This is a genomic window from Pseudomonas sp. LB3P31 (assembly GCF_054897945.1).
In genome coordinates, this window is sequence record NZ_CM142710.1 from 4,590,848 (window position 1) to 4,617,799 (window position 26,952).

Below are 26,952 nucleotides of genomic sequence, written 5' to 3' on the forward strand. Positions count from 1 at the left end.
CTACTGCCGCCCCCTGTCTGGAGCTGTCATGACCCCTGCATTGGATTTGTTGAAAAAAGTTCGAGCCGAACATCGCGTGCACAGTTACGAACATGATCCCAAGGCTGCTTCCTACGGTTTGGAAGCAGCGGAGAAGCTCGGGCTTGATCCGGCGCAGGTGTTCAAGACATTGCTGGCGGCCAGTGAGAAAGGCGAGCTGCTGGTGGCGGTGGTGCCGGTCGTCGGAAGTCTCGACTTGAAAGGCTTGGCGCAGGCGGCTGGGGTGAAGAAGGTTGAGATGGCGGATCCGGCTGCGGCGCAGCGCTCGACCGGGTACCTGCTGGGGGGAATCAGCCCATTGGGGCAGAAGAAGCGTCTGCGAACTTTTATCGACGGCTCGGCTCAAGCGTTCGCGAGCATTTTCGTCAGCGCGGGCCGCAGGGGGCTGGAAGTGGAGCTGGCTCCGGCGCTATTGGCGGAGCATACCCAGGGCAAGTTTGCCGATATCGGGCGGGTGTGACTTATAACTGAATTCACACAAACCCAATGTGGGAGCGGGCTTGCTCGCGAAAGCGGAGTGTCAGTCGGTTCATTAGTACCTGACACACCGCCTTCGCGAGCAAGCCCGCTCCCACAGGTGTTATGTGCATGGCTCAGCTAGCCGTGCTGTACCGTCGAACCCCGGTCTCCGTTGCCGGGATCTGCGCCGCTGTGCTCCCGGATGCCTGAAACAGCACCAGATGCTCTGCCGCGACTCGAATGCCGACCTCGGCACCGACCAGGTGATCCGCATGACTCGGAAAAATCGACTCCAGCTGCGCACCCGTCGGCAACTGCAACCGGTAAAGAGTCGAAGCCCCGAGGAACGTCTTGCCTACAATCCGCGCTTTCAAGCCGCTGTCCGGCGCATAAACGATATCGTCCGGACGTAACAACACGTCCACCGCACTGCCAACCGGCCAGGTATAAGCCCGATTGCCGCGCAGTTCACCCAGCTCGGTCTGCACCGACTCAGGGCTGTCCAGTCGGCCGCGAATGAAGTAACCCTGGCCGATGAAGCTGGCGACATAAGGTGTCAACGGTTCGTGATACAGGTTGTAAGGCGTGTCCCACTGCTCCAGACGACCCTCCTTGAACACCCCGACATGATCGCTCACCGCGAAGGCTTCTTCCTGGTCGTGGGTCACCAGGATCGCACTGGTCCCGCGGGCCTTGAGAATGTCGCGCACTTCATGGCTAAGCTTGCGCCGCAGTTCGCCGTCGAGGTTGGAAAAGGGCTCGTCGAGCAACAGCAACTGCGGTTCCGGTGCCAGTGCGCGGGCCAGAGCGACGCGCTGCTGCTGGCCTCCGGACAACTCATGAGGGAAGCGCTTGCCGAGGTTTTTCAGGTTCACCAGTTCGAGCAGCTCTTCAGTCACGCGATCCTTCTGCGGATGTTTACGGATCCCGAAAGCGATGTTCTCGGCGACGCTCAAATGCGGAAACAGGGCGTAGTCCTGAAACACCATGCCAATCCGGCGTTTCTCCGGCGCGAGGGTGAAGCCCGCGCTGGAGAGGGTCTCGCCGGCGAGGGTAATCTCGCCTTCGTGCACCGGTTCGAAACCCGCGATGGCGCGCAGGGTGGTGGTCTTGCCACAGCCCGAAGAGCCCAGCAGGCAGCCAATGTCACCGGCATTCAGATGCAGGTTGAGATTTTGTACGACTCGCTGGTCTTGATAGCCGCAGGCGAGGTTGCGCAGGTTAAGCAGTAATGGCTGGCTCATGCGTGGTGGTACGAAGGCGGGACGAGGAATTCGAGCAGAGCCTTCTGGGCGTGCAGCCGGTTTTCTGCCTGATCCCAGGCGACGGAGCGTGGGTCATCGAGCAGATCCAGGCTGATTTCTTCGCCACGGTGGGCCGGCAGGCAGTGCATGAACAGCACGTCTTCTGCGGCCAGGTCCAGTAGCGCGCGGTTGACCTGGAAAGGCGCGAACAGCTTGAGGCGCTTGGCGGTTTCCTCTTCCTGGCCCATGGAGGTCCAGACGTCGGTGCTCACCAGGTGCGCACCGCGTACGGCGTCTTTGGGGTCACGGACGATAGTCACGCGATCGCCGGCCTTGGCCACGAACTGCGGATTGGGCTCGTAACCTTCCGGGCAGGCAACACGCAACTGGAAGTCGAACTGGACCGCCGCTTCTATATAGCTGTTGCACATGTTGTTGCCGTCGCCGATCCAGGCCACGGTCTTGCCCTGGATCGAGCCACGATGTTCGAGGAAGGTCTGCATATCGGCCAGCAACTGGCACGGATGCAGATCATCGGACAGGCCGTTGATTACCGGTACCCGGGAGTTGGCGGCGAATTCGGTCAGGGTGCTGTGGGCGAAGGTACGGATCATCACCGCATCGAGCATGCTCGACATGACGATCGCGCAATCGCTGATCGGTTCGCCGCGACCCAGTTGGGTATCACGCGGCGACAGGAAGATTGCCTGGCCGCCGAGCTGGATCATGCCGGCTTCGAACGAGATACGGGTGCGCGTCGAGGACTTCTCGAAAATCATTCCGAGCACGCGGTTTTTCAGAGGCTCGAACAGTACTCCGCGGTTACGCAGGTCCTTGAGCTCAACGCCTCGACGGATCACGCTGACCAGCTCTTCGGGCGTGCAATCCATCAGGGAGAGAAAGTGCCTTGCGCTCATCATTGACTACCTTTTGCAACAGACCGCAGATACTCAAAGCCTTGTTTAACTGAAAAACGGGCGAGACCTGCGGCGTAAGCCGCACGGGGCGACGAAATGGGGGAAGGCGCGATCTTATAATTAAATGTCGCGTCTTACCAATAGGGCTACGGTGTTTAGGGGATTCGGAGGGGCTACGGGATCACCGCATGGGATAACCGCAGTAGCGCTTTGAAGCCTGGTTCCTGACAGCAGCGCACCATTTGTACACTGCGGCCCCGGGGCTTTGCAATCATACCGGGCAGGGCGGGTCGATTTCTGACCTCTCATCCGCTGCAAGCAAAGCCCCTGCGGCTGGTCTGAAAGATTTGCTAATACAAGCTGCTGGGTTATAACTAAATTACGAACGACGCAGGAAGCCATTCGGAATGGAATCGAAAGAACAGCAACTCATGGAACTGCTCGGCCTCACGGCCCGCTCCCTCACGCACCTCACCGCTTCCATGACTTCGATGTCTTTCGAACTGATGCGCAGCAACGACGAAGTCACCAAAGCCGCCGGCCGGCGCATGATCGACCGCATGGCCACGATCAGCAGCGGTCTGGACGAACACTGGCGCCTGATCGGCGAACTCACCGGTGTGCACGTCGCCCAAGAACAGATCGAGACCGTCCAGGAAATCCAGCTGCAGCTCCCGCCCAGGCTGCCACCTGACTGATTCTGTGGGTGCATCGGCTGGCCTGATGGCGGCCGATTCACAAGACGAACGTCGCTGGCGCGCTAGCGGGGCAAGCGCCATAGTTTTGTTCCCGCGGCCGCGATTGCCCGCCCAGAACAAAATAGAGACTGGCCATGACCAAGACTCTCCACCACCGTGCGTGCCACCTGTGCGAGGCCATCTGCGGCCTGACCATCGAAACCACTGAAGTCGAAGGCGCCGGGGTGCAGATCACCTCGATCAAGGGTGATGCCCAGGATACGTTCAGTCGCGGGCACATCTGCCCCAAGGCGGTGGCCTTGCAGGACATCCAGAACGATCCGGATCGCCTGCATCAACCGATGCTGCGAGTGGGCAGCGAATGGCAGCCGATCGAGTGGGAAGCGGCCTTCAGTCTGGTCGCCGAGCGCCTGGCGACGATTCAGGAGCGCCACGGGCAGAATTCTGTGGCGGTCTATCAGGGCAATCCCAGCGTGCACAACTACGGGCTGATGACCCACAGCAACTATTTCCTCGGCCTGCTGAAAACCCGCAACCGGTTTTCCGCGACCTCGGTCGACCAGTTGCCCCATCACCTGACCAGTCACTTGATGTACGGCCACGGCCTGTTGCTGCCGATCCCGGACATCGATCACACCGACTTCATGCTGATCCTCGGCGGCAACCCGCTGGCCTCCAATGGCAGCATCATGACCGTACCTGATGTGGAAAAGCGCCTGAAGGCGATTCAGGCCCGGGGCGGCAAAGTGGTGGTGGTCGATCCGCGTCGCAGTGAAACGGCGGCCATGGCCGACCAGCACCTGTTCGTGCGTCCCGGGGGCGATGCGGCGCTGCTGTTCGGCCTGCTCAATACCCTGTTCGCTGAAGGCCTGGCCCAAGGCAGTCATCTGCCGGTGGATGGCCTGGACGAAGTGCGCGCCGCAGTTGCGCCATTTAATGCCGAAACAATGAGCCCGCTGTGCGCGGTGCCCGCCGAATCCATCCGCCAGCTGGCGCGGGATTTCGCAGGCGCGCCGACGGCCGTCTGCTACGGACGCATGGGGGTCTCGACCCAGGCGTTTGGCACGTTGTGCCATTGGCTGGTGCAGTTGATCAACCTCGTCACCGGCAACCTTGATCGGGTAGGGGGCGCGCTGTGCACCGAACCGGCGGTGGACCTCGTGGCATCGACCTCCGGCGGACACTTCAATCTGTGGCAGAGCCGCGTGTCCGGGCGGCCGGAGTATGCCGGCGAGCTGCCGGTTTCGGCGCTGGCCGAAGAGATGCTCACCGAAGGCGAAGGGCAGGTTCGGGCGTTGATTACCGTGGCGGGCAATCCAGTGCTGTCCACGCCTAACGGCCGGCAACTGGAGCAGGCGCTGGACGGTCTGGAGTTCATGGTCAGCGTCGACCTGTATATCAACGAAACCACGCGTTATGCCGACCTGATCCTGCCGTCAACCTCGGCCCTGGAAAACGATCACTACGACACCACCTTCAACCTGTTCGCGGTACGCAATGTCAGCCGCTTCAACCGGGCGATCCTTGCCAAGCCCGAAGGTGCGCTGCATGACTGGGAGATTTTCGTCGGCCTGGCCCAGGCGTTTGCCGCCAGGACCGGCAAGGATCTCAAGCCAACCATTGCGCCTGCACAGATGATCGACCGCGGTCTGCGCATGGGCGCCTATGGCGACGCTTCCGAACACAAGTTGTCCGTGGCGACCTTGTTCGATCACCCTCACGGAGTCGACCTGGGGGCGTTGAAACCCAATCTCGCGCCTCGTTTAAAGACCGCCAATAAGCGCATCCAGGCCGCGCCAGCAGTGATCCTCGCTGACCTGACTCGCTTCGCTGCGCTGCAGGCACCAGCCGCCGATGAATTATTGATGATTGGCCGTCGGCATGTGCGCAGCAACAATTCCTGGATGCACAACTATCACAGGCTGGTGAAGGGCAAGCCGCGCCATCAATTACTCATGCACCCGGAGGATCTGGACAAGCGCGGGCTCACCGATGGGCAGCGGGTGCGGGTCAGTTCGCGGGTGGGTGTAATTGAAGTAGAGGTGGTGGCAAGTCTGGACATGATGCAAGGCGTGGTCAGCCTGCCTCACGGCTGGGGGCATGCCCGGCCGGGCGTGCAGATGACAATCGCCAGTGGCCAACCGGGGTCGAGTGCCAATGACCTGACCGATGAGTGTCAGCTCGACGAACTCTCGGGAAATGCTGCGTTGAATGGAGTGCCTGTAACGGTGGCGGCGGCTTGAGCGAGTCTGTCGGGGAGACCGAGCATGGCGCTCGGGTTTCCGTTACAATGCGCCACCGTGCCGACCCTTGAGTCGGAAAGTTCAGCCGAGGTGCTCCATGGATATCATCGAAACGATTAAAGAGCAGATTGCCAACAACACCATTCTGCTTTACATGAAAGGTTCGCCGAATGCCCCGCAGTGTGGCTTCTCTGCTAAAGCCGCGCAGGCCGTGATGGCGTGTGGTGAAAAGTTCGCTTACGTGGACATCCTGCAGAACCCGGAAATCCGCGCCAACCTGCCAAAATACGCCAACTGGCCGACCTTCCCGCAATTGTGGGTCGGTGGTGAGCTGGTCGGCGGTAGCGACATCATGACCGAGATGGCTGCTGACGGTTCGTTGCAGACCACCATCAAGTCGGCTGTTGAAGCGGCTGCTGCGACCAAGACCGAAGCCTAAACGATTGGCTCCCCTGTAGGAGCTGTCGAGTGCAACGAGGCTGCGATCTTTTGATCTTCAGCAACTAAAAAGCCCCGCTCCTCGAAAGAGGAACGGGGCTTTTTATTGCGCTTGATAAGTTATGTCGATGTCGCCACTGCCATCGGCAAGATCGCAGCCTCGTTGCACTCGACAGCTCCTACTCAGCTCCTACCCAGCTCTTACACAGTTCTTACTCTTCGCCCATCTGCGACTGCAGATAGTTCTCAAGACCTACCTTGTCGATCAGGCCCAACTGAGTTTCCAGCCAGTCGATATGCTCTTCTTCCGACTCCAGAATATCTTCAAGCAGTTCACGGCTGCCAAAGTCGCCAACAGTCTCGCAGTGAGCAATCGCCACCTTGAGGTCGGCATGCCCGGTGCGTTCGATGCGCAGGTCGCACTCGAGCATTTCCCGGGTGTGCTCACCGATCTGCAGCTTGCCCAGGTCCTGGACGTTCGGCAGGCCCTCAAGGAACAAAATGCGTTTGATCAGCTTGTCCGCATGCTTCATCTCGTCGATGGATTCTTTGTACTCGTGCTTGCCGAGCTTGTTCAGGCCCCAATCTTCGTACATGCGCGCATGCAGGAAGTATTGATTGATCGCGACCAGCTCATTGGCAAGGATCTTGTTGAGATGCTGGATGACTGTAATGTCGCCTTTCATGATGGGGTCCTGCCCTGTATTAACTGTCTATAACGCAGAGTTTGAGCCGCACAACTAAGAGTGTCAAACCTAAGTTATTGAAAGTTAAGTGAAAATTAATCGGAATAAGAATGTTTGTGTTCCGCGTCTAGCGTCTAAGCGATTGATTTGCGGGCATAAAAAAACCGGACATGAAGTCCGGTCGTTTGAAATAGGGTATTTACGCGGCAGTAAATTCTACCGGGAAGGGAATGGCCGCCTGGGCGGTTTGCAGCTTGGTCAGGGTTTCACGCACCACTTCCTTGGCAAGGCAGGCGCATTTACCGCATTGGCTGGCTACGCCGGTAGCCTGACGGACTTCCTTGTAGCTGCAGCAACCTTCAAAAATTGCATCGCGGATTTGACCGTCGGTGACGCCAGTGCAGAGGCAGACATACATAAGTGAGAACCGTCGCTGGTTGTGACTCAATTGCGATGGATCTTAATGTTAACGAGAATGATTGTCAAAGTGCTTTCGGAAAGCTTCTTGTTATAAGCGCCTGTCACTGACGAACGGTTAGCGCTAAGGAAATCATCGGCCACGATATTTTACCGCGCCGGGGAAATCCATTGAGGACAGGCGAAAAACCCCGTGTATGATGGCCGGTCCTTATGAAGCGGGTTCGTGTCACAGGGCTGTCGCCTGAAGGTGGCAGGCTGGCACCGACCCGAAACTTCACGTTTCTACACCAGGAGATATCAATGAGCGTACTCGTAGGCAAACAAGCCCCTGACTTCACCGTACCGGCCGTACTCGGCAATGGCGAGATCGTAGACAGCTTCACCCTGTCGTCGGCCATCAAAGGCAAATACGGCCTGGTGTTCTTCTACCCACTGGACTTCACTTTCGTTTGCCCATCCGAGCTGATCGCTCTGGACAACCGCATGTCCGATTTCAAGAACCGCAACGTTGAAGTGATCGCGGTGTCGATCGACTCGCACTTCACCCACAACGCATGGCGCAACACCCCGGTGAACAATGGCGGTATCGGCCAGGTTCGCTACACCATGGCTGCTGACATGAAGCACGAAATCGCCAAGGCCTACGACGTTGAGTCCGAAGGCGGCGTGGCTTTCCGTGGCGCGTTCCTGATCGACGACAAAGGCGTTGTCCGTTCGCAGATCATCAACGACCTGCCGCTGGGCCGTAACATGGAAGAGCTGATCCGTCTGGTCGACGCTCTGCAATTCCACGAAGAGCACGGCGAAGTCTGCCCTGCCAACTGGAAAAAAGGCGACAAGGGCATGACTGCTTCGACTGAAGGCGTTGCTGCCTACCTGACCGAGAATGCTGCTGCTTTGTAAGTCGCATTCGAGGCACAAAAAAACCGGCCGCTGAGGCCGGTTTTTTTATGGGCAGGATGAACGCCTATCACTGTAGGAGCGAGCCTGCTCGCGATGGATTCGAGCGCGCCGCTGGGTGTCAGGCCGCCAGCGTTATCGTTGGCGTCCATCGCGAGCAAGCTTTGCTCCCACAACAGCGATCCGACAGTCAGTCGTTGAAGTCTTCCCAGCCGCCCATCTGTTTCCAGCGATTGACGATGCCGCAGAACAGCTCGGCAGTCTTCTCGGTGTCATAACGAGCCGAGTGCGCCTCGCGACCGTCGAAGTCGATGTCGGCTGCCTGGCAGGCCTTGGCCAGTACGGTCTGACCGTAGGCGAGACCGGCGAGGGTCGCGGTGTCGAAGCTGGAGAACGGATGAAACGGGTTACGTTTCATGTCCAGCCGCGCAACGGCCGCATTGAGGAAGCCCAGGTCGAAACTGCTGTTGTGACCGACCAGGATCGCCCGCTTGCAACCGTTGGCCTTCAGGGCCTTGCGGATGCCGCGAAAAATATCGGTCAGTGCGGTTTCTTCACTCACTGCCATGCGTAGCGGGTGATCAAGCTTGATTCCGGTGAACTCCAATGCTGCCGCTTCGATGTTCGCGCCTTCGAAAGGCTCTACACGAAAGAAGTAGGTGTGGTCCGGGTATACAAAGCCTTTTTCGTCCATGGCAATCGTCGTGGCGGCGATTTCCAGCAGCGCGTCAGTGGCACAGTTGAAACCACCGGTTTCAACGTCGACAACAACTGGCAGGTACCCACGGAAGCGAGCAGCCATCGGGTGACGCGAACCGCCGCCACCTTGACCTTCCTGTTCGTCGTCGAAATGGTCTTCACTCACGCGTGTTCCTCCAGCAGGCGCCAGCGCAGTTTTTCACCGGCGCGCAGCGGGATAACGGTCAGCTCGCCAAATGGCAGGCTGGTTGGGGCGGTCCACTCTTCGCGGACCAGGGTGATGCGATCGGTATTCGCCGGCAGGCCGTAGAACCGTGGGCCATTAAGACTGGCGAAGGCTTCGAGCTGGTCCAGCGCGTTGCGGTGTTCGAACGCTTCGGCGTACATCTCGATCGCTGCATAAGCGGTGTAGCAACCGGCACAGCCGCACGCGGCTTCCTTGGCATGCTGGGCATGGGGCGCGGAATCGGTACCGAGGAAGAACTTCTGGCTGCCGCTGGTGGCGGCGTCGAGCAAGGCTTCCTGGTGCGTATTGCGCTTGAGGATCGGCAGACAGTAGAAGTGCGGCCGAATCCCGCCCACCAGCATGTGGTTGCGGTTGTACAGCAGGTGATGCGCGGTGATGGTCGCGCCGACGTTGGCCGAAGCCTCGTTGACGAACTGTACGGCGTCAGCGGTGGTGATGTGTTCGAACACGACCTTGAGGGTCGGAAAACGCTCGACCACTCGACGCATGTGCTCATCGATGAAGATTTTCTCGCGATCGAATACGTCGACATCACCACGGGTGACTTCACCGTGGATCAGCAAGGGCATCCCGACTTCGGCCATGGCCTCGATCGCAGGAAAGATCTTGTCGATGCTGGTGACGCCAGAATCCGAGTTGGTGGTCGCGCCGGCCGGATACAGCTTGGCGGCGTGGACAAATCCGCTGGCCTTGGCCTCGCGGATTTCTTCAGGCTGGGTGCGGTCGGTCAGGTACAGCACCATCAGCGGTTCGAACTGGCTGCCGGCTGGGCGCGCGGCGAGAATCCGCTGGCGATAGCCATCGGCTTCAGCAGCGTTACGCACCGGAGGTACCAGGTTGGGCATGATGATGGCGCGGCCAAAGGTGCGCGCGACATCCGCGACGGTATTGGTCAACACGGCACCATCGCGAAGATGAATATGCCAGTCGTCGGGACGCAGCAGGGTCAGGCGGTCGGACATGAGGGGATTCCAGGCGGGTCAAACTGAGGGGAATGCTACCGGAAAAGACTCTTCCAGGCACTCGCTATCAAGTTTTGCGACAACCTTCCGATATCCAACAGGTATGCCGTAAACAAGTCTGTGTCGGTCTTTCAGTTGTAGAAGCCAGTGGAGCCTCCCGTGCGCCAGCGTTATTTAGCCTTGCTCAGTGTGTTTGCCAGCGTCCCGGCGATGGCGCTCACTTTCCAGACCCGCCTGGAGAGCATCGAGTGGACGGTCGAAGGTGACAAGTTCGAATGCCGCCTTGCCCAGCCGATCACTGACTTCGGCTCGGGCGAATTCGTCCGTCGCGCTGGCGAGCAGGCGACGTTCCGCCTGACAGCCTTCAACGCGATGCTGGGCGGAGGTTCCGCGACCCTGCTGGCCGCCGCCGCGCCCTGGCAGCCGGGACGAGGCGACATCGACCTGGGGTCAGTGCGCATCGGCAGTGGCAACGTGCTGTTCAATACGTCCCAGGTGCAGGCCGGACGCCTGATCAGTGGTTTGCTCGACGGCCGCAGTCCAGTCATCCGACATGCGTCAGGGGACGGACGGATTTCGGAAGTGCGGCTGTTGCCCGTCAAGTTCAGCCAGGCGTTCAACGACTACCAGGGCTGCGTGGCCAAGTTGCTACCGAAAAACTTCGAGCAGATCAGGCAGTCGCAAATCGGTTTCCCCGGAGAAGGCATGGACCTCGACGCCCGGGCCAAGGCGCAGTTGCAGGTGATGCTGGACTACATGAAGGCTGATCCGACGGTTAATCACATCGAACTGGATGGCCACTCCGACAACAGCGGTAACCGCCTGACCAACCGTGACCTGTCGCGTCGCCGAGCGTTGGCGGTGATGGAATTCTTCAAGGTCAATGGCATCCTCGAATCCCAGGTGACTCTGCGTTTCCACGGCGAACGTTATCCAGTGGCGCCTAACAGCAGTGCCGCCAACCGCGCGAAAAACCGCCGCGTTGCGGTGCGCCTGGAGCGTGTGGCGCCGGGCCAGGCCGCTCCTCAAGTCGCACCTCAGATCAGCGCACCCGGTACGGCGCCAACAACTTCCTGACTGACCGGTCATCGTCGCGCTCTCGACACAATCTGTCGCTTCGTCGTCATAAGCTGTCGCGCCTCTGTAAATTAACGCGCATGACCGGTAGACTCGTCGCCTTTCCGTAGAACCCCGTGGAGTGATGGCATGGCGGACGTAAACAAGGTCGTTCTGGCGTATTCCGGCGGCCTGGACACTTCGGTGATCCTCAAGTGGCTGCAGGATACTTATAACTGCGAAGTGGTGACTTTCACCGCCGACCTGGGTCAGGGCGAAGAGGTCGAACCTGCACGCGCCAAGGCTCAGGCCATGGGCGTCAAAGAGATCTACATCGACGACTTGCGCGAAGAATTCGTGCGCGATTTCGTTTTCCCGATGTTCCGCGCCAACACCGTTTACGAAGGTGAGTACCTGCTGGGTACTTCCATCGCTCGTCCGTTGATCGCCAAGCGCCTGATCGAAATCGCCAATGAAACCGGCGCTGACGCTATTTCCCATGGCGCCACTGGCAAGGGCAATGACCAGGTCCGTTTCGAGCTGGGCGCTTACGCCTTGAAACCGGGCGTGAAAGTCATCGCTCCGTGGCGCGAGTGGGACCTGCTGTCCCGTGAAAAGCTGATGGATTACGCTGAAAAGCACAATATCCCGATCGAGCGTCACGGCAAGAAAAAATCCCCGTACTCGATGGATGCCAACCTGCTGCACATCTCCTATGAAGGCGGCGTGCTGGAAGACACCTGGACCGAGCACGAAGAAGACATGTGGAAATGGACCGTCTCCCCGGAGAAGGCTCCAGACAAGGCGCAGTACCTGGAACTGACCTACCGCAACGGCGATATCGTCGCACTGGACGGCGTCGAAATGACCCCGGCCACCGTGCTGGCGACCCTGAACCGTATCGGTGGCGAACACGGCATCGGTCGTCTGGACATCGTCGAGAACCGTTACGTGGGCATGAAGTCCCGTGGCTGCTACGAGACCCCAGGCGGCACCATCATGCTGCGCGCTCACCGGGCGATCGAATCGATCACCCTGGACCGCGAAGTGGCTCACCTCAAGGACGAGTTGATGCCCAAGTACGCCAGCCTGATCTACACCGGTTACTGGTGGAGCCCTGAGCGTCTGATGCTGCAACAGATGATCGACGCATCCCAGGCCCACGTGAATGGCGTTGTGCGCCTGAAGCTGTACAAGGGCAACGTGATCGTCACCGGTCGCAAGTCCGACGAATCGTTGTTCGATGCCAATATCGCGACGTTCGAAGAAGACGGCGGTGCCTATAACCAGGCGGACGCAGCTGGCTTTATCAAGCTCAACGCGTTGCGCATGCGCATTGCCGCGAACAAGGGCCGCAAGCTGTTCTGAGCCCTTTAAGCCCGTGTAAAAAAGGCCTTGTCATCGACAAGGCCTTTTTTTTGTAGTGAATTCTGCAGACTGCCGGCGTGGTGCTCTGGTTGCGTGCGTCCAAGGCCTGCGCACCTCATTTTTCTGCTGGGTGTTCAACGTCACTCGTCTCTTCGTTCGGCAGGGAGGGTTGCGCCAACACCATCACCTCGTTTGAACTCTGATTGAATGATATGCAGTTCATGGAGCTGCCGTATTTTTTAGTGGGTTTCACCATTGCGCATTTGCTCAGCAACGCTTGCGATGCCTTCGACGTGATGCAGAAGATCAGATACGCGCGTTTACCCTGAAGCTGTTGAATGTCCTTGAGTCGGGAGCGGATCTCGGCCTTGCAGTTGTCAGCGCGCATGTCGACCACGTACAGGTCCTTGATCCTCTCGGACAAGCGCACGAAGCGTTCTGCCAGCCCTGACGTTGATCCATGGGGGGCTGGCTCCACATTGGGAGGCAGGGGTTCCGGACGTTCATCGCCGGTGAGTTGCATGAAGTGTTCATCAGACTTGAAGTCAGAGGGCGCGTAGAGCGATCGATAGTTGAAGTTCAATGTCGCAAAGAACAGGAACAACAAGTAAAACGGAAAGCTGATCAGGAACCACACGTATATCTCCCGATCTTCGTCATCGAGAAACGGCAGAGACACAGCCGCCGAAGCTTCAGACAGTGTCGCGAATATGGCAATAATTGACATGGGGTTGGTTATTCGCTGCTTGAGTTTGTTCATGGTTTTTACTCGTTTTGATGGTGCTTTTACTCAGTAGGTTGTTTGACTTTTAATGAGTTGGAAAGGTGATTAAGTGCTGAAGTGCTGTTAGGGTCAATATGCCCGGTTTTTGCGTGGGTTGATTGAAGTTTTTGTCGGGAATTATTGCTCGCAGTTACACGGATAGTGTCGCCGGCGCTAAGGGGAGGCCAATTGTTGATGGTTTTTTGAAAGTTTGAATCAGACGTCAATATCTGGAATTGTTAAAAACTGCCTGCCTCGCATTCCGATACAAAAAATCCGGAAAAAACGGATTTTGACCGTATGGGTCATCATTCAGGTTCGATCAGATCAAGGATTTTTTGTAGGAATTTTCCTTATGTTTTGTAGGGTATGTCTCTTGGTGAGGGTGTGCGGGCGGCGCACCATGCCATGGGTGAAACGACTAGGCTATTGTGCTTGCTCTAAAAATTCGAACAGCGAAAATTGGACTTACCCATGAATAAAGTGCTGATCGTGGATGATCACCCCGTCATTCGTCTTGCGGTGCGTATGCTGATGGAGCGTCATTGCTACGAAGTCGTTGCTGAAACAGATAATGGCGTCGACGCATTGCAACTTGCCCGTGAGCATATGCCGGATATTGTCATTCTGGATATCGGGATCCCGAAGTTAGACGGGCTGGAGGTCATTGCGCGCCTGACCTCAACTTCAATGCCAATGAAAGTACTGATATTGACTTCGCAAGTGCCGGGGCATTTTTCCATGCGTTGCATGCAGTCGGGCGCTGCTGGGTATGTATGTAAACAACAGGATCTCACAGAATTGTTAAGTGCGATCAAGGCAGTATTATCAGGCTACAGTTACTTTCCCAACCAGGCGCTGCATACCGTACGCTCCAGCCTGGGCAATGCCAGTGAAGCGGATATGGTCGACCGCCTGTCGGGGCGCGAAATGATGGTGTTACAACAATTGGCGAAAGGTAAAACCAACAAGGAAATTGCCGACGGCATGTTCCTCAGCAACAAGACTGTCAGCACTTACAAAACCCGCTTGCTGCTCAAGCTCAATGCTCGCTCACTGGTCGACCTGATCGAACTGGCTCAGCGTAATGGTCTGGTGTGATCGCGGTAATCATGAATGTCTCAGGCAAAGAAAAAAGCCTCCGTTTCGGGAGGCTTTCAGGTTTCATAGGTCAAAATCGTAATCGGCCAATTGCTTCTGCAGTCGGCGCTCCTCCAGCAGGTTATCGATGGTGCGGCGCTTGCTCAGGTTGGTTTTTGCCACTTCAACTACCGGTTCCGCGTCCTCAACCTCCACGGGAGTAAAATCGTCTTCGACGTCCAATTGCTCTTTGCCAGTGCTCATAGGTTAACTCCAGGCTAAAGATGCCTTTGGCGCCTCTTATATCGATAATCTCCCAGCGGGTAAAAAAGATTTTTTCAATCGATCAATGAGAAAACCTAATAGTGACTCAATCGTCCGAAGTCTTGAGCTTGTATTCGCACAAGTCTTCGATGCGACAGCTGCCGCATCGGGGTTTGCGGGCCAGGCACACATAGCGTCCGTGGAGGATCAGCCAGTGGTGGGAATCGAGCAGGTATTGCTTGGGCACGAACTTCATCAGCTTGGCCTCGACCTCAACCACATTTTTGCCTGGAGCGATGCCAGTGCGGTTGCTGACCCGGAAGATGTGGGTGTCAACGGCCATGGTCAGCTGACGAAACGCGGTGTTGAGCACCACATTCGCCGTCTTGCGACCTACGCCGGGTAGTGCTTCAAGTTCTTCGCGAGTTTGTGGTACCTCACCGCCATGGCGTTCCACCAGCAGCCGGCAGGTCTCGATCACGTTCTTCGCCTTGCTGTTAAACAGGCCGATGGTCTTGATGTATTCCGACAAACCTTCCACGCCCAGCGCATGGATCGCCGCCGGGGTATTGGCTACCGGGTAAAGTCTGGCGGTCGCCTTGTTTACACCCACATCGGTCGACTGCGCCGAGAGAATCACCGCGATCAGCAGTTCAAACGCCGAGGAGTAGGCGAGCTCGGTTTTTGGCTCCGGATTGTCTTCGTGCAGCCTGCGGAAAATTTCCAGACGTTTTGCGGCATTCATGAGCAGGGCGTGTCCTCGCAGGGGTCAATTGGATGAGGTGGGGCGGGGGCGGGCTTGCCAGGCAGCGATCAGCAGCCCGAGCACTATGAAGCCGCCCGGGGCCAGTGTGGCCAGGCGCAGTCCGCTGTCGCCCAGCAGTTCGCGCAGCAGACCGAGGCCCACCATCAACAGGCCGAATATCGCGCATTGGCGCAGGCGCTCATGCCATGGGCGCTGGTAAAACCCACTGTGTTCCAGCACAACGCATTGCAAGGCAATCAGCCCTGAATACAGTCCAAGCTGCTGGTGCCAGTGCAGGGCCAGCGCTTGCATGGCGAGTTGCAGGCAACTGGTCAGCGTCGCCGCCAGCAGCACTCCAGCGAGCAGTCGGCCGGCAGGTAGCAGTCGGGAGCGCAGTGCAGCCATGGCCAAGCCGAATGCGCTGCTGACCAGGATGAACATCAGCCACACGCCCAGCGCAGACATCCACGATTGCGTGGCGCCGATCAACGGCGTCAGCATCAGGGCATTCAGCAAAAATGACGTGTTCACGGGCCGCCACCTCCGATCAGTGCCTGCCGATGTTCGTCGAAATAGCGCAATGCATCGTGGATGGCATTGATCGCTGCCCGTGAGGTGATGGTCGCACCGGCAATCTGGTCGAACTGCCCCTGATCCTTTTTCAGCGCCCATCCCGTGTCGACGGGGTCGGTTCGCGACTTTCCGGTGAAAACCTGCAGCCAGCCCACTGGCCAGTCGGCGACGTGGGCGCCGAGCCCTGGAGTTTCCGCATGTTTGAGCGTCTTGACGCCCAACAGCCTGCCGTCGGGTGCGATGGCGATCATCAAGTCGATGCTGCCCGCATACCCCAGGGTCTGGCTGCGCAGCAACAGGGCGCTGACCTGCCCGGCTCGGGTCGCGCGGTAACCGCCGAGCAGGGTGCTGTGGGCCAACTTCACGTCGACCAGGGGCAGCGGTTGCTCCAGGGGCTGATTGTCGTAGCTGTCAGTCGCCAGCATATCGAGCAGGTTACGACTGTCTAGCATGCGCTGCTGCTCGGCGATACGCGGTGCAGTGGCCTGCTGGACAAACCAGGTGATACCGACGCCCAGGGCCGCAAGCAGGATCAGGGTCGCAGCGCGGGTCGTGCGGTTCATGGTGCAAGACTCTGCTGCCTGGACGCCACGAGTCGTTCGAGTGCCGGCACACAAAGATTCATCAGCAGCACGGCAAACGCCAGCCCATCGGGATAACCACCCCAGGTGCGGATCAAATAGGTCAGCAGCCCCACGCCCGCGCCGAACAGCAGGCGCGCCCCAGGTGTCCGGGGCCCGGACACTGGTTCGGTGGTGATGAAAAATGCACCCAGCATGCTCGCGCCAGTGAGCAGGTGAAACAGCGGCGAGCCATTGGAATCGGAGCCCGAGCCGTTCCAGCACAACAGGCTGATGACGAATAGGCTCCCAAGCATTGCGACCGGTGCATGCCAGCTGAACACCCGGCGCTGCAACAGGAAGGCGCCCCCGGCGAGGAAGGCCAGGTTGACCCACTCCACGCCATGTCCGCCGTAGCGGCCGAACGCCGGATTGCTGGCGAACAGCTCTTCCATGGTCAGGCTTTTGTTGATACGCAGACTGTCCAGTGCGGTGGCTTGTGCCCAGGCATCGGGCGCCTGATCCTGGCCGAAACTGAAAACATGCTGCGCTGCGCTCAACAGGTCCATGCCATGGGAGGAGGGCCAATGGGTAAGTTGCTGGGGGAAGCACACCATCACCAGGGCGAAACCGAGCATCGCCGGGTTGAACGGATTGCTGCCGACTCCGCCGTACAAGTGCTTGCCGAACAGCATCGAGCAGAGGGCCGCGCTGAGCGTGACCCACCACGGGCAATAGGGCGGCAGGGTCAGCGCCAGCAAGGTCGCCGTTACCAGCGCGCTGCCGTCTTGCAGGGTCGGCCGCAGCGCACGCTTGCGCAATCGCAGCACCAGCGCTTCAACTGCCAGCGCAGTAGTGCCCGCCAGGATCAGGTTGATCAGCACGCCCCAACCGTAGAACCAGAACATCACCACCATGCCAGGCACGCTGGCCAGCAGTACCAGCTTCATGGCCTGCTGCAGGCGCTGGTCAGTCGTTTCAAGCGGTGGCATGGGTATCCACCAGTTTCGCCAGGGCCTGCTCGGCAGCCTCGAACTGCTGCTGCAACACGACTAACTGTGATTGCTGATCGAAGGTTGGCGGATGGCCGAACGCCTTGAGTGATTTGTTCAGTTGCGCGCGGCTCATGGCCACATCGATCTTGGCCTTTTTCACGGCCGCGTCGGCACCTGCCGCCTTTTGCGCGCGCACTCGATCCAGGGCGGTCTGTATCGGATTTTGCGGGGCCTCGCTGACTGGCACCGCCGCGCGTTGCGCCCGGGCCTGGCGCTCGGCGATTCGCTGTTGTTCCTCGCGATGCAGCCGGGCGTTGCGTTGTTCAAAACGGCGGCGCGCGTGATTGCGCTTGGTGGCTCGCGCTCGTTGTTCTTCGAGACTGTTGGCCAGGCCGCCGACTATCGGCACGATCGTTTCTGGCGACAGGGGTTGCATCTCGATGCAATCAACCGGGCAGGGCGCTACGCAGAGGTCGCAGCCGGTGCACTCATCGATGATGACCGTATGCATCAATTTTGCCGCGCCGACGATGGCGTCGACCGGGCACGCCTGGATGCACTTGGTGCAGCCGATGCATTCCGCTTCCCGGATGTAGGCGATTTGCGCCGGTGCCGAGCCGCGGCTGATGTCCAGTTCAAGCACTGGAACCCGCAACAGTTCAGCGAGAGCGGCAATGGTTTCGCTGCCACCAGGCGGGCACTTGTTGATCGGCTCGCCCGCGGCAATGCCTTCGGCGTAGGGCTTGCATCCTGGATGGCCGCACTTGCCGCATTGGGTCTGCGGCAGCAGGGCGTCGATGCGTTGAGTCAGACTCATGTTTTGATCAGTCCGGTGAAGCCAAGAAAAGCCACTGCAATCAGTCCGGCGCTGATCAGATCGATCGGCAGGCCGCGAAAGGGCAGGGGGACATCATTATCCAGTGTTCGTTGGCGCAAGTCGCTGAACAGGTTCAGTGCCAGCCAGAAACCAAGTCCGGCGCCGAGGCTCAGACTTGCGCTGTGCAGTAAGCCTTTATCGTTCTGGGCGTTGAGCAGCGTCAGACCTAACACGCCGGCATTGCCCAGCAGCAGGGGCCAGAGGCCAGCGAAGGGTAGCTTGGGCAGTACTCGCGACAGCAGATTCAACAACGGCGCGATCAGCAGAACGTTCAGCGGCAGGAACACGAACAGGCGCAGGTCGGTCAGCCCGGTGGGCACCAGCAGCCAGTGATAGATCACGTAGCCGAACACTCCAACGATCAACATCAGGCTCGTCGTCGCAATGCCCAGCGCGTGAACCTGCCCGCGTTCCGAGGCCAGCAGCGGATCGACGCCCAGCGGCCAGTGCAACACGAGGTTGTTGATCAGGGCAGCGCTAATAAGCGTGAAGATAATCTCGGTCATGATCGTCCGATAGTACAGCCTGCCGACAATCCCCCGTAGGAGCTGCCGAAGGCTGCGATCTTTTGATCTTGCTTTTATAAAATCAAAAGATCGCAGCCTTCGGCAGCTCCTACACAGGCCCAGCAGTAATTATGGGCCAGACATGAAAATCCCACAGACGCGCCAGGCACGCATGTGGGATCGGTCGAGCAGAACGAAACTTACTTGATCCGCTGACCCGGCTTGGCGCCGCTGTCCGGGCTCAGCAGGTAGATCTCTGCACCACCAGGACCGGCCGCCATCACCATGCCTTCAGAAATCCCGAACTTCATTTTGCGCGGCTTGAGGTTGGCGATCATCATGGTCAGGCGACCTTCGAGCTTGGCCGGGTCCGGATAGGCGCTCTTGATCCCGGAAAGTACGTTGCGTTGCTCATCACCGATGTCCAGGGTGAGGCGCAGCAGTTTGTCGGCACCCTCCACAGCTTCGGCCTTGAGGATCAGCGCAACCCGCAGGTCTAAAGCGGCAAAGGCGTCGAACTCGATTTCCGGCGACAGCGGTTCCTTGACCAGTTCGCCGTTGCCGGTCGGTGCCACGCTGCCGGTATCGGTAGCGCTGGCGGTCAGGTCTTCTTTCGAAGCGTCGGTCATGGCTTGCACTTTTACCGGGTCGATACGAGTCATTAATGGCTTGAACTCGTTGAGCTGATGATTGCTGAGCAAGGTAGCGTGATCGTTCCAGGTCAGCGGCGCGACGTTTAGGAACGCCTCGGCATCGGCGGCCAGCAGTGGCAACACCGGCTTGAGGAAGATCACCAGCTGGCGGAACAGGTTGATGCCCAGGGCGCAGATGGCCTGGACTTCGTCGTGCTTGCCTTCCTGTTTGTTCAGCGACCACGGAGCCTTGTCGGCGATCCAGGCGTTGGCGCGGTCGGCCAGGCCCATGATCTCGCGCATGGCCCGGGCGAAGTCGCGGGCCTCATAGGCCTCGGCGATGCCTGGCGCGGCAGCCAGGAAGGCGTCGGTCAGTTCCGGTGCGGCGTTGCCGGCCACCAGCACGCCCGCGTTGCCTTTCTGGATGAACCCGGCGCAACGGCTGGCAATATTGACGACTTTGCCGACCAGGTCGGAGTTGACCTTCTGCACGAAGTCTTCGAGGTTCAGGTCCAGGTCATCGACGCCACGGCCCAGCTTGGCTGCGTAGTAGTAGCGCAGGTATTCCGGCGACAGGTGGTCGAGATAGGTCCGGGCCTTGACGAACGTGCCGCGGGATTTTGACATCTTCTGGCCATTGACGGTCAGGTAGCCGTGCACGTTAATGCCCGTCGGTTTACGGAAACCGGCGCCTTCAAGCATCGCTGGCCAGAACAGGGCGTGGAAGTTGACGATGTCCTTGCCGATGAAGTGGTACAGCTCGGCGGTGGAATCCTTGGCCCAGAACGCATCGAAGTCCAGGTCCGGACGACGGGCGCAGAGGTTCTTGAAGCTGGCCATGTAGCCGATCGGCGCGTCCAGCCACACGTAGAAATACTTGCCCGGCTCGCCAGGAATCTCGAAGCCGAAGTACGGCGCATCGCGGGAGATGTCCCACTGTTGCAAGCCCGCATCCAGCCATTCGGCGATCTTGTTCGCCACGGCGTCCTGCAGGGTGCCACTGCGGGTCCAGGCCTGGAGCATTTCCTGGAAATCTGGCAGCTTGAAGAAGAAGTGCTGGGAATCCTTGAGCACCGGCGTGGCGCCGGAGATGGCCGACTTCGGATCTTTCAGATCGGTCGGTGCGTAGGTCGCGCCGCATTTTTCGCAGTTGTCGCCGTACTGGTCTTCAGTGCCACATTTCGGGCAGGTGCCCTTGATAAAGCGATCGGCCAGGAACATTTTCTTTTCCGGGTCGAAGTACTGGGTGATCGAGCGCTGGGCGATGTGCCCGGCGTCACGCAGCTTCAGGTAGATCTGGCTCGACAGCTCACGGTTTTCTTCGGCGTGAGTGGAGTGGAAGTTGTCGAAGTCCACCAGGAACTCGGCAAAGTCGGCGCTGTGTTCAGCCTGGACGTTGGCGATCAGTTGTTCCGGGGTGATGCCTTCTTTTTCCGCGCGCAGCATGATGGCCGAACCGTGGGCGTCGTCGGCGCAGACATAAATGCATTGGTTGCCGCGGTGCTTCTGGAAGCGCACCCACATATCGGTCTGGATGTATTCCAGCATGTGGCCAAGATGGATCGAACCATTGGCATAGGGCAGGGCGCTGGTGACGAGGATCTTGCGTGGCTCGGACATGGGGCTCGGCTACTTGATGAAACGGAGGTCGGCCACTATAAAGCGCCGGCGCAGATTTTTCACCCCGTGAGGTTGTTTCCTCCGATGATTGAATTAGGGATGCCGCCAAAAGATCGCAGCCTTCGGCAGCTCCTACGCGCCTATGGGCGCCGCCGAATGCTGCGATCTTTTGGCGGCATCCCGCGTAACCTTCAGAACAGGTACGATACCCGCCTGTTTTTCCAGTCTTGTTATCGGAGTTGCCCATGAGCGCCGTCAATCGCGCAGCGGTGGAAGCCGTCCTTCGCCAATACACCGACCCTTACCTGAACCAGGACCCGGTCAGCGCCGGCTGTGTGCGCAGCATCGACATTCAGGGGGATCGCGTCAGCGTCCAGCTGGAACTGGGCTACGCCGCCGGTCTGTTCAAGAGTGGCTGGTCGCAAATGCTGCAAATGGCCATCGAGGGTCTTGATGGCGTCGCCAGCGCCCGAGTTGATATCACCAGCGTGATCGCCGCACACAAGGCCCAGGCGCAGATCCCGGGCCTGGCCAACGTGAAGAACGTCGTCGCCGTGGCTTCCGGCAAGGGCGGTGTAGGCAAATCCACCACCGCTGCCAACCTCGCGCTAGCGTTGGCCCGCGAAGGCGCCAAGGTCGGGATTCTCGATGCGGATATCTACGGCCCCAGCCAAGGCATCATGTTCGGCATTGCCGAAGGCACCCGGCCAAAGGTCAAGGATCAGAAATGGTTCGTGCCGATCGAGTCCCATGGCGTTGAAGTGATGTCGATGGCGTTTCTTACCGACGACAACACGCCGATGGTCTGGCGTGGTCCGATGGTTTCCGGTGCGCTGTTGCAACTGGTCACCCAGACGGCGTGGGGCGACCTTGATTACCTGGTCATCGACATGCCGCCGGGCACCGGAGATATCCAGTTAACCCTGGCGCAGAAAGTCCCGGTCGCCGGTGCGGTGATCGTGACGACCCCGCAAGACCTGGCCTTGCTGGACGCTCGCAAGGGCGTGGAGATGTTCCGCAAGGTCAACATCCCGGTGCTGGGTGTGGTGGAAAACATGGCCGTGCACATCTGCTCCAATTGCGGACATGCCGAGCATCTGTTTGGTGAAGGTGGCGGAGTGAAGCTGGCCGACCAGTATGGCGTTGAATTGCTCGCTTCGTTGCCCCTGGCAATCGCCATCCGCGAGCAGGCCGATGGCGGCAAGCCAACGGTCATCGCCGAGCCGGACAGCCCGATTGCGCTGGTGTACCAGGAACTGGCCCGTCATGTGGGCGCGCGGATCGTGCTGCAGGAAGCGCTATCGCCGGCGATGCCGAACATCACCATCAGCGACGATTAGTCCGGAAGAAACACAATCCAACTGTGGGAGCGGGCTTGCTCGCGAAAGCGGTGTGCCATTCAACATATAAGTTGACTGGTCTACCGCCTTCGCGAGCAAGCCCGCTCCCACATTGGTTTTGCAGTGCTGGTTAGATCCGCAACCCGCCATCCATCTCCAGAATCCGACCGGTGTAATAGTCGTTCTCGAAGATGTAAGCCGCCGAATGGGCGATCTCCTCCGGTTTACCCATGCGCTTGAGCGGTATCCCCGCCGTCATTTTCTCCAGTGCCTCCGGCTTCATCCCCGACGTCATCTCGGTTTCGATAAAGCCCGGGGCAATCCCCGCCACTCGGATGCCGTAGCGCGCCAGTTCCTTGGCCCAGGTCACGGTAGCTGCAGCGACTCCGGCCTTGGCCGCAGAATAGTTGGTCTGGCCGACATTGCCGGCACGGGAAATCGACGAGATATTGATGATCGCGCCGCTACTCTTCAGCTCGACCATTTTCGCTGCGACCTCGCGGGTGCACAGGAACACGCCGGTCAGGTTGACGTCGATGACCGCCTGCCACTGGGCCAGGCTCATCTTGGTCATCTCGCCATCCTTGACCTTGAGCAACAGCCCGTCGCGCAGGATCCCGGCATTGTTGATCAGGCCATGGATCGCGCCGAAGTCTTCGGCTACTTGGGCAACCATGTGCGTCACCTGCTCTTCATTGGCGACGTTGCACAGGTAGGCACGAGCCTCGACACCTTTGGCCGTGCACGCAGCGACGGCGTCGTCGAGTTTTTCCTGGTTCAGGTCTACCAGCGCCAATTTGGCACCTTTTGAAGCGAAATACTCCGCCATCGAACGGCCTAAACCCTGGCATCCGCCAGTGATAATGATTACTTTGTCAGTGAGTTGCATTCGCATGCCCCGGTCGCAGGTGAGTGGTCTTCCTTCTAGAGGGCCTCTCGATCTGCACCGGTGGTGAACGGGTTGCACATGAGAACTGCCCCGATGGCGAACTGGAAACTTATCCCCAGGTGCCTGTCCGTTTTTTCGACGGATTCTATATAAGGAGTCATAAATTGAGCGTTGAAGCGGCCAAGAATGCCCGAGAATTGCTTCTCAAGGAATACCGCGCAGTGCTGTCGACGCACTCCAAGGCCATGCCCGGTTTCCCGTTCGGGTCCGTTGTCCCGTACTGCCTGGACGATCAGGGACGGCCGCTGATCCTGATCAGCCGCATCGCCCAGCACACTCATAATTTGCAAAAAGACCCGAAGTGCTCGCTGTTCGTTGGCGAGCGCGGAGCTGAAGACGTACAAGCGGTCGGCCGCCTGACGTACCTTGCCGAAGCGCAAAAGCTCGAAGACTCCACAGCCATCGAAGCGGCTGCCGAGCGTTACTATCGTTATTTCCCGGATTCGCAGAATTATCATCAGGCCCATGATTTCGATTTCTGGGTGCTCAAGCCTGTGCGCCACCGCTACATCGGCGGTTTCGGGGCGATTCACTGGGTCGATCAACTGACCCTGGCCAACCCGTTCGCCGGCAAGGCTGAAGTGAGCATGGTCGAACACATGAATGCCGATCACGGCAAAGCCATCGCCCACTACGTCGAACTGGCGGGCCTGCCGAAGACTGAACCAGCGCTGCTGGCCGGTATCGACACCGAAGGCATGCACCTGCGCATCGGCCAGAGCCTTTACTGGCTGCCGTTCCCAGCGCCATGTAATACGCCGACACAAGTGCGCGAAGCCTTGGTTTTCCTGGCTCACGCCGAACATTGGCCAAAAAATGCTGGGGTCAGCGCTTGAATTCACGAATCGGCGACGTCATCTAGGAAACACTGGCAAGGCATTCTTGCGTTGAGGAACCATTTGATGCGCCCTTTTTTATTGCTCTTTGTACTGTTTCCGGTGTTGGAGCTGTTCGTATTCGTCAAGGTCAGCGGGGCGATCGGGTTTTTCCCGGCCCTGCTGCTGGTGATTCTCGGCTCGATGCTCGGCGTGTTCGTGCTGCGCATCGCCGGGTTGGCCACTGCACTGCGTGCTCGTGAAAGCCTGAATCGGGGCGAGCTCCCGGCCCAGACCATGCTTGAAGGCCTGATGCTGGCACTGGCCGGTGGGCTGTTGATCCTGCCGGGTTTCGTCACCGACATCCTGGGTTTGATCATGCTGCTGCCGATCTCCCGTCGACTGCTGGCCAATAAAATGCGCCAGCGTGCCGAAGAAGCGGCGATTCGCCAGCGTGCGTTTGCCGATGACCTGCAGCCACGGGGCGGTCCTGCTCCGCGGCAGCCATTGGGTCGCGAGCCTGATGTGATCGAAGGCGAGTTCGAACACCGCGATTCCAAGTAACACCTTTCAACGACACGGCACCTGCGGGTGCCGTGCTCATTTGCGGCTCATTGAGGTAAAAAAATTTCGATGTCCGCCCTTGTAATAAGCTTACGCGCCCTTATGTAACGGTCACCGCAAGGTTTCTGGCGATTAAGCCAGACAGACTTCCGCGTCACGCTTGTCGAGACGCACCCGGCGCCGCCGGATTTGTTAAACCCGCCGGGACTACACCGGCCGATGAAAACCACAATTAGGAGAGATCGACAATGAAGCTTCGTCCTCTGCATGACCGCGTCGTCATCCGTCGCAGCGAAGAAGAAAAGAAAACCGCTGGCGGTATCGTCCTGCCAGGTTCCGCTGCTGAAAAAGCCAACAGCGGCGAGATCCTCGCTGTCGGCACCGGCCGCGTGCTGGAAAACGGTGAAGTGCGTGCACTGGCCGTGAAAGTGGGTGACAAGGTTGTGTTCGGCCCGTACTCCGGCAGCAACACCGTGAAAGTTGACGGCGAAGACCTGCTGGTAATGGCTGAGAACGAGATTCTCGCTGTTATCGAAGGCTGATTTCCCGCTCATTTTCCCGTTACTACAAAGTATTTAAGGAATATCGATCATGGCTGCTAAAGAAGTTAAATTCGGCGATTCCGCCCGCAAGAAAATGCTCGCCGGTGTCAACGTCCTGGCTGACGCGGTAAAAGCGACCCTGGGCCCTAAAGGCCGTAACGTGATCATCGAGAAGAGCTTCGGCGCTCCGACCATCACCAAGGACGGCGTTTCCGTAGCCAAAGAAATCGAGCTGAAAGATCGCTTCGAAAACATGGGCGCGCAGCTGGTCAAAGACGTTGCCTCCCGTGCCAACGATGACGCAGGCGACGGCACCACCACCGCTACCGTTCTGGCTCAGTCGATCGTCAACGAAGGCCTGAAAGCCGTCGCTGCCGGCATGAACCCGATGGACCTCAAGCGCGGCATCGACAAAGCGACCATCGCTATCGTCAAAGAGCTCAAAGCCCTGTCCAAGCCTTGCGCTGACACCAAGGCAATCGCTCAGGTCGGCACCATCTCGGCCAACTCCGACAGCTCCATCGGCGACATCATTGCCGAAGCCATGGAAAAAGTCGGTAAAGAAGGCGTGATCACCGTTGAAGAAGGCTCGGGCCTGGAAAACGAACTGTCGGTTGTTGAAGGCATGCAGTTCGACCGTGGTTACCTGTCCCCGTACTTCGTCAACAAACCAGAGACCATGACTGCCGAGCTGGACGGTCCGCTGATCCTGCTGGTCGACAAAAAGATCTCGAACATTCGCGAAATGTTGCCAGTACTGGAAGCCGTTGCCAAAGCTGGCCGTCCACTGCTGATCGTGGCCGAAGACGTTGAAGGCGAAGCCCTGGCGACTCTGGTTGTGAACAACATGCGTGGCATCGTCAAGGTTGCAGCCGTCAAAGCTCCAGGCTTCGGCGACCGTCGCAAGGCCATGCTGCAGGACATCGCTGTCCTGACTGGCGGTACCGTAGTCTCCGAAGAGATCGGTCTGAGCCTGGAAAGCACTACCCTGGAACACCTGGGTAATGCCAAGCGCGTGATCCTGTCCAAAGAAAACACCACAGTGATCGACGGCGCTGGCGTTGAGACTGACATCCAGTCTCGCGTCCTGCAGATCCGTCAGCAAGTGGCTGACACTTCGTCCGACTACGACCGTGAAAAACTGCAAGAGCGTCTGGCCAAGCTGTCCGGCGGCGTAGCAGTGATCAAGGTTGGCGCTGGCTCCGAAGTAGAAATGAAAGAGAAGAAAGCCCGCGTTGAAGACGCCCTGCACGCTACCCGTGCAGCCGTTGAAGAAGGCGTGGTACCTGGCGGCGGCGTAGCGCTGATTCGCGCTCTGCAAGCCATCAGCGAACTGAAAGGCGACAACGCTGATCAGAACGTCGGTATTGCTGTACTGCGTCGCGCTATCGAATCGCCACTGCGTCAGATCGTTGCCAACTCCGGCGACGAGCCAAGCGTAGTAGTCGACAAGGTCAAGCAAGGTTCGGGTAACTTCGGTTACAACGCTGCTACCGGCGAATACGGCGACATGATCGAAATGGGCATCCTCGACCCTACCAAAGTGACTCGTTCTGCTCTGCAGGCTGCGGCGTCCATTGGTGGCTTGATGCTGACCACCGAAGCTATGATCGCTGATGCTCCGGACGACAAACCAGCTGGCGGCGGCATGCCAGACATGGGCGGTATGGGCGGCATGGGCGGCATGATGTAAGCCAGCCTTACCCCGTACATAAAAGCCCCGCCTGCGTTAAGCAGGCGGGGCTTTTTAT

The 26,952-nt window shown here is 58.8% G+C and carries 28 protein-coding genes and 1 pseudogene; 13 read left to right on the top strand and 16 right to left on the bottom strand.

Annotation, left to right across the window (positions count from 1 at the left end; translation table 11 throughout):
• Positions 1-28: 28 nt before the first annotated feature.
• Positions 29-499, top strand: a complete 471-nt coding sequence (ybaK, locus tag ACYZTK_RS20880; RefSeq protein ID WP_462011568.1) for a Cys-tRNA(Pro) deacylase — start codon at positions 29-31, stop codon at positions 497-499.
• A 133-nt stretch (positions 500-632) separates the two neighbouring features.
• Here the strand turns inward: ybaK and ACYZTK_RS20885 are convergent, their stop codons facing one another.
• Together ACYZTK_RS20885 and argF are read right to left on the bottom strand one after the other, a co-directional pair.
• The gene (locus tag ACYZTK_RS20885) at positions 633-1,742 is read right to left on the bottom strand and encodes an ABC transporter ATP-binding protein (protein ID WP_462011569.1); all 1,110 of its coding nucleotides are present in this window, start codon (positions 1,740-1,742) and stop codon (positions 633-635) included.
• On the bottom strand, positions 1,739-2,659 hold the full coding sequence (gene argF, locus ACYZTK_RS20890) for an ornithine carbamoyltransferase (protein WP_462011570.1): 921 nt from the start codon (positions 2,657-2,659) through the stop codon (positions 1,739-1,741). Before argF ends, ACYZTK_RS20885 begins: the two co-directional genes overlap by 4 nt.
• Positions 2,660-3,066: 407 nt before the next feature.
• Between argF and ACYZTK_RS20895 the strand changes: the two genes are divergently transcribed.
• The 3 genes from ACYZTK_RS20895 to grxD all read left to right on the top strand — a co-directional run bounded on the left by ACYZTK_RS20895 (position 3,067) and on the right by grxD (position 6,039).
• A complete protein-coding gene (locus tag ACYZTK_RS20895; protein ID WP_462011571.1) occupies positions 3,067-3,357 on the top strand; it encodes a hypothetical protein in 291 nt (96 codons plus the stop codon).
• Positions 3,358-3,491: 134 nt separating this feature from the next.
• Entirely contained in the window at positions 3,492-5,600 is a 2,109-nt protein-coding gene (locus ACYZTK_RS20900) for a molybdopterin oxidoreductase family protein (RefSeq protein ID WP_462011572.1), read from the top strand.
• A 97-nt stretch (positions 5,601-5,697) separates the two neighbouring features.
• Positions 5,698-6,039 (top strand): Grx4 family monothiol glutaredoxin, encoded by a 342-nt coding sequence (gene grxD / locus ACYZTK_RS20905; protein WP_462011573.1) that lies wholly within the window; start codon positions 5,698-5,700, stop codon positions 6,037-6,039.
• A 211-nt stretch (positions 6,040-6,250) separates the two neighbouring features.
• On the opposite strand, the gene bfr is transcribed toward grxD, so the two are convergent.
• Both bfr and ACYZTK_RS20915 read right to left on the bottom strand, forming a co-directional pair.
• Positions 6,251-6,724 (bottom strand): bacterioferritin, encoded by a 474-nt coding sequence (bfr, locus tag ACYZTK_RS20910; RefSeq protein WP_462011574.1) that lies wholly within the window; start codon positions 6,722-6,724, stop codon positions 6,251-6,253.
• Between the two features lie 199 nt (positions 6,725-6,923).
• Positions 6,924-7,142: a bacterioferritin-associated ferredoxin gene (locus tag ACYZTK_RS20915; RefSeq protein WP_462011575.1), complete on the bottom strand. Its 219-nt coding sequence runs from the start codon at positions 7,140-7,142 to the stop codon at positions 6,924-6,926.
• Positions 7,143-7,444: 302 nt separating this feature from the next.
• On the opposite strand from ACYZTK_RS20915, the gene ACYZTK_RS20920 reads away from it, so the two are divergent.
• Positions 7,445-8,047: a peroxiredoxin C gene (locus ACYZTK_RS20920; RefSeq protein WP_462011576.1), complete on the top strand. Its 603-nt coding sequence runs from the start codon at positions 7,445-7,447 to the stop codon at positions 8,045-8,047.
• Positions 8,048-8,234: 187 nt separating this feature from the next.
• Here the strand turns inward: ACYZTK_RS20920 and rnt are convergent, their stop codons facing one another.
• Both rnt and pyrC read right to left on the bottom strand, forming a co-directional pair.
• Positions 8,235-8,909: a ribonuclease T gene (rnt, locus tag ACYZTK_RS20925; protein WP_426205984.1), complete on the bottom strand. Its 675-nt coding sequence runs from the start codon at positions 8,907-8,909 to the stop codon at positions 8,235-8,237.
• The gene (gene pyrC, locus ACYZTK_RS20930) at positions 8,906-9,952 is read right to left on the bottom strand and encodes a dihydroorotase (RefSeq protein WP_462011577.1); all 1,047 of its coding nucleotides are present in this window, start codon (positions 9,950-9,952) and stop codon (positions 8,906-8,908) included. The genes rnt and pyrC overlap by 4 nt, the downstream gene beginning before the upstream one ends.
• A 159-nt stretch (positions 9,953-10,111) precedes the next feature.
• Between pyrC and ACYZTK_RS20935 the strand changes: the two genes are divergently transcribed.
• Positions 10,112-11,029 carry a flagellar protein MotY gene (locus tag ACYZTK_RS20935; RefSeq protein ID WP_462011578.1) on the top strand — a complete coding sequence of 306 codons (918 nt, stop codon included), beginning with the start codon at positions 10,112-10,114 and terminating at the stop codon, positions 11,027-11,029.
• A 129-nt stretch (positions 11,030-11,158) separates the two neighbouring features.
• Positions 11,159-12,376, top strand: a complete 1,218-nt coding sequence (locus tag ACYZTK_RS20940; protein WP_007898502.1) for an argininosuccinate synthase — start codon at positions 11,159-11,161, stop codon at positions 12,374-12,376.
• Between the two features lie 115 nt (positions 12,377-12,491).
• On the opposite strand, the gene ACYZTK_RS20945 is transcribed toward ACYZTK_RS20940, so the two are convergent.
• Positions 12,492-13,136 (bottom strand): hypothetical protein, encoded by a 645-nt coding sequence (locus ACYZTK_RS20945; RefSeq protein ID WP_462011579.1) that lies wholly within the window; start codon positions 13,134-13,136, stop codon positions 12,492-12,494.
• Positions 13,137-13,613: 477 nt separating this feature from the next.
• On the opposite strand from ACYZTK_RS20945, the gene ACYZTK_RS20950 reads away from it, so the two are divergent.
• Complete coding sequence (locus ACYZTK_RS20950; RefSeq protein ID WP_462011580.1) at positions 13,614-14,240, top strand: response regulator; 627 nt, start codon at positions 13,614-13,616, stop codon at positions 14,238-14,240.
• A 63-nt stretch (positions 14,241-14,303) separates the two neighbouring features.
• Here the strand turns inward: ACYZTK_RS20950 and ACYZTK_RS20955 are convergent, their stop codons facing one another.
• From ACYZTK_RS20955 to metG, 8 genes and pseudogenes are all read right to left on the bottom strand, one after another.
• Positions 14,304-14,483 (bottom strand): PA3496 family putative envelope integrity protein, encoded by a 180-nt coding sequence (locus ACYZTK_RS20955; protein ID WP_462011581.1) that lies wholly within the window; start codon positions 14,481-14,483, stop codon positions 14,304-14,306.
• A gap of 106 nt (positions 14,484-14,589) precedes the next feature.
• Positions 14,590-15,228, bottom strand: coding sequence for an endonuclease III (gene nth / locus ACYZTK_RS20960; RefSeq protein WP_462011582.1), 639 nt, complete (start codon positions 15,226-15,228; stop codon positions 14,590-14,592).
• Positions 15,229-15,252: 24 nt separating this feature from the next.
• The gene (locus ACYZTK_RS20965; protein ID WP_462014944.1) at positions 15,253-15,729 is read right to left on the bottom strand and encodes an Rnf-Nqr domain containing protein; all 477 of its coding nucleotides are present in this window, start codon (positions 15,727-15,729) and stop codon (positions 15,253-15,255) included.
• Positions 15,730-15,755: 26 nt separating this feature from the next.
• A complete protein-coding gene (locus tag ACYZTK_RS20970) occupies positions 15,756-16,364 on the bottom strand; it encodes an RnfABCDGE type electron transport complex subunit G (RefSeq protein WP_462011583.1) in 609 nt (202 codons plus the stop codon).
• Complete coding sequence (locus ACYZTK_RS20975) at positions 16,361-17,353, bottom strand: RnfABCDGE type electron transport complex subunit D (protein ID WP_462011584.1); 993 nt, start codon at positions 17,351-17,353, stop codon at positions 16,361-16,363. The genes ACYZTK_RS20970 and ACYZTK_RS20975 overlap by 4 nt, the downstream gene beginning before the upstream one ends.
• A gap of 10 nt (positions 17,354-17,363) precedes the next feature.
• A pseudogene (gene rsxB, locus ACYZTK_RS20980) lies at positions 17,364-18,173 on the bottom strand (electron transport complex subunit RsxB); the annotation flags it as partial.
• The gene (locus tag ACYZTK_RS20985) at positions 18,170-18,739 is read right to left on the bottom strand and encodes an Rnf-Nqr domain containing protein (protein ID WP_462011585.1); all 570 of its coding nucleotides are present in this window, start codon (positions 18,737-18,739) and stop codon (positions 18,170-18,172) included. The pseudogene rsxB and the gene ACYZTK_RS20985, both read right to left, overlap by 4 nt.
• Before the next feature lie 200 nt (positions 18,740-18,939).
• Complete coding sequence (gene metG, locus ACYZTK_RS20990; RefSeq protein WP_462011586.1) at positions 18,940-20,991, bottom strand: methionine--tRNA ligase; 2,052 nt, start codon at positions 20,989-20,991, stop codon at positions 18,940-18,942.
• A 245-nt stretch (positions 20,992-21,236) separates the two neighbouring features.
• On the opposite strand from metG, the gene apbC reads away from it, so the two are divergent.
• The gene (gene apbC, locus ACYZTK_RS20995; protein WP_462011587.1) at positions 21,237-22,331 is read left to right on the top strand and encodes an iron-sulfur cluster carrier protein ApbC; all 1,095 of its coding nucleotides are present in this window, start codon (positions 21,237-21,239) and stop codon (positions 22,329-22,331) included.
• Positions 22,332-22,461: 130 nt separating this feature from the next.
• On the opposite strand, the gene ACYZTK_RS21000 is transcribed toward apbC, so the two are convergent.
• Positions 22,462-23,220, bottom strand: coding sequence for an SDR family oxidoreductase (locus ACYZTK_RS21000; RefSeq protein WP_462011588.1), 759 nt, complete (start codon positions 23,218-23,220; stop codon positions 22,462-22,464).
• A 164-nt stretch (positions 23,221-23,384) separates the two neighbouring features.
• Here ACYZTK_RS21000 and ACYZTK_RS21005 point away from each other — a divergent pair, with 164 nt between their 5' ends.
• From ACYZTK_RS21005 to groL, 4 genes are all read left to right on the top strand, one after another.
• Positions 23,385-24,116: a HugZ family pyridoxamine 5'-phosphate oxidase gene (locus ACYZTK_RS21005; RefSeq protein WP_462011589.1), complete on the top strand. Its 732-nt coding sequence runs from the start codon at positions 23,385-23,387 to the stop codon at positions 24,114-24,116.
• 66 nt (positions 24,117-24,182) lie between these two features.
• A complete protein-coding gene (locus ACYZTK_RS21010; RefSeq protein WP_462011590.1) occupies positions 24,183-24,659 on the top strand; it encodes an FxsA family protein in 477 nt (158 codons plus the stop codon).
• A 248-nt stretch (positions 24,660-24,907) separates the two neighbouring features.
• Complete coding sequence (locus tag ACYZTK_RS21015; RefSeq protein WP_054045166.1) at positions 24,908-25,201, top strand: co-chaperone GroES; 294 nt, start codon at positions 24,908-24,910, stop codon at positions 25,199-25,201.
• Positions 25,202-25,250: 49 nt separating this feature from the next.
• Positions 25,251-26,894, top strand: a complete 1,644-nt coding sequence (gene groL / locus ACYZTK_RS21020) for a chaperonin GroEL (protein WP_462011591.1) — start codon at positions 25,251-25,253, stop codon at positions 26,892-26,894.
• The last annotated feature ends 58 nt before the right edge of the window (positions 26,895-26,952 follow it).

Coding starts and splice junctions, on each gene's coding strand:
- nth (WP_462011582.1), bottom strand. CDS start 15,228: ATGAATGCCGCAAAACGTCTGGAAATTTTCCGCAGGCTGCACGAAGAC.
- bfr (WP_462011574.1), bottom strand. CDS start 6,724: ATGAAAGGCGACATTACAGTCATCCAGCATCTCAACAAGATCCTTGCC.
- apbC (WP_462011587.1), top strand. CDS start 21,237: ATGAGCGCCGTCAATCGCGCAGCGGTGGAAGCCGTCCTTCGCCAATAC.
- ACYZTK_RS20920 (WP_462011576.1), top strand. CDS start 7,445: ATGAGCGTACTCGTAGGCAAACAAGCCCCTGACTTCACCGTACCGGCC.
- ACYZTK_RS21010 (WP_462011590.1), top strand. CDS start 24,183: ATGCGCCCTTTTTTATTGCTCTTTGTACTGTTTCCGGTGTTGGAGCTG.
- ACYZTK_RS20945 (WP_462011579.1), bottom strand. CDS start 13,136: ATGAACAAACTCAAGCAGCGAATAACCAACCCCATGTCAATTATTGCC.
- ACYZTK_RS20900 (WP_462011572.1), top strand. CDS start 3,492: ATGACCAAGACTCTCCACCACCGTGCGTGCCACCTGTGCGAGGCCATC.
- ybaK (WP_462011568.1), top strand. CDS start 29: ATGACCCCTGCATTGGATTTGTTGAAAAAAGTTCGAGCCGAACATCGC.
- ACYZTK_RS20970 (WP_462011583.1), bottom strand. CDS start 16,364: ATGAACCGCACGACCCGCGCTGCGACCCTGATCCTGCTTGCGGCCCTG.
- ACYZTK_RS20885 (WP_462011569.1), bottom strand. CDS start 1,742: ATGAGCCAGCCATTACTGCTTAACCTGCGCAACCTCGCCTGCGGCTAT.
- ACYZTK_RS20895 (WP_462011571.1), top strand. CDS start 3,067: ATGGAATCGAAAGAACAGCAACTCATGGAACTGCTCGGCCTCACGGCC.
- ACYZTK_RS21015 (WP_054045166.1), top strand. CDS start 24,908: ATGAAGCTTCGTCCTCTGCATGACCGCGTCGTCATCCGTCGCAGCGAA.
- ACYZTK_RS20965 (WP_462014944.1), bottom strand. CDS start 15,729: ATGCTGACGCCGTTGATCGGCGCCACGCAATCGTGGATGTCTGCGCTG.
- ACYZTK_RS20985 (WP_462011585.1), bottom strand. CDS start 18,739: ATGACCGAGATTATCTTCACGCTTATTAGCGCTGCCCTGATCAACAAC.
- grxD (WP_462011573.1), top strand. CDS start 5,698: ATGGATATCATCGAAACGATTAAAGAGCAGATTGCCAACAACACCATT.
- groL (WP_462011591.1), top strand. CDS start 25,251: ATGGCTGCTAAAGAAGTTAAATTCGGCGATTCCGCCCGCAAGAAAATG.
- ACYZTK_RS20955 (WP_462011581.1), bottom strand. CDS start 14,483: ATGAGCACTGGCAAAGAGCAATTGGACGTCGAAGACGATTTTACTCCC.
- ACYZTK_RS20975 (WP_462011584.1), bottom strand. CDS start 17,353: ATGCCACCGCTTGAAACGACTGACCAGCGCCTGCAGCAGGCCATGAAG.
- ACYZTK_RS21000 (WP_462011588.1), bottom strand. CDS start 23,220: ATGCAACTCACTGACAAAGTAATCATTATCACTGGCGGATGCCAGGGT.
- ACYZTK_RS20915 (WP_462011575.1), bottom strand. CDS start 7,142: ATGTATGTCTGCCTCTGCACTGGCGTCACCGACGGTCAAATCCGCGAT.
- pyrC (WP_462011577.1), bottom strand. CDS start 9,952: ATGTCCGACCGCCTGACCCTGCTGCGTCCCGACGACTGGCATATTCAT.
- metG (WP_462011586.1), bottom strand. CDS start 20,991: ATGTCCGAGCCACGCAAGATCCTCGTCACCAGCGCCCTGCCCTATGCC.
- ACYZTK_RS20950 (WP_462011580.1), top strand. CDS start 13,614: ATGAATAAAGTGCTGATCGTGGATGATCACCCCGTCATTCGTCTTGCG.
- argF (WP_462011570.1), bottom strand. CDS start 2,659: ATGAGCGCAAGGCACTTTCTCTCCCTGATGGATTGCACGCCCGAAGAG.
- ACYZTK_RS20940 (WP_007898502.1), top strand. CDS start 11,159: ATGGCGGACGTAAACAAGGTCGTTCTGGCGTATTCCGGCGGCCTGGAC.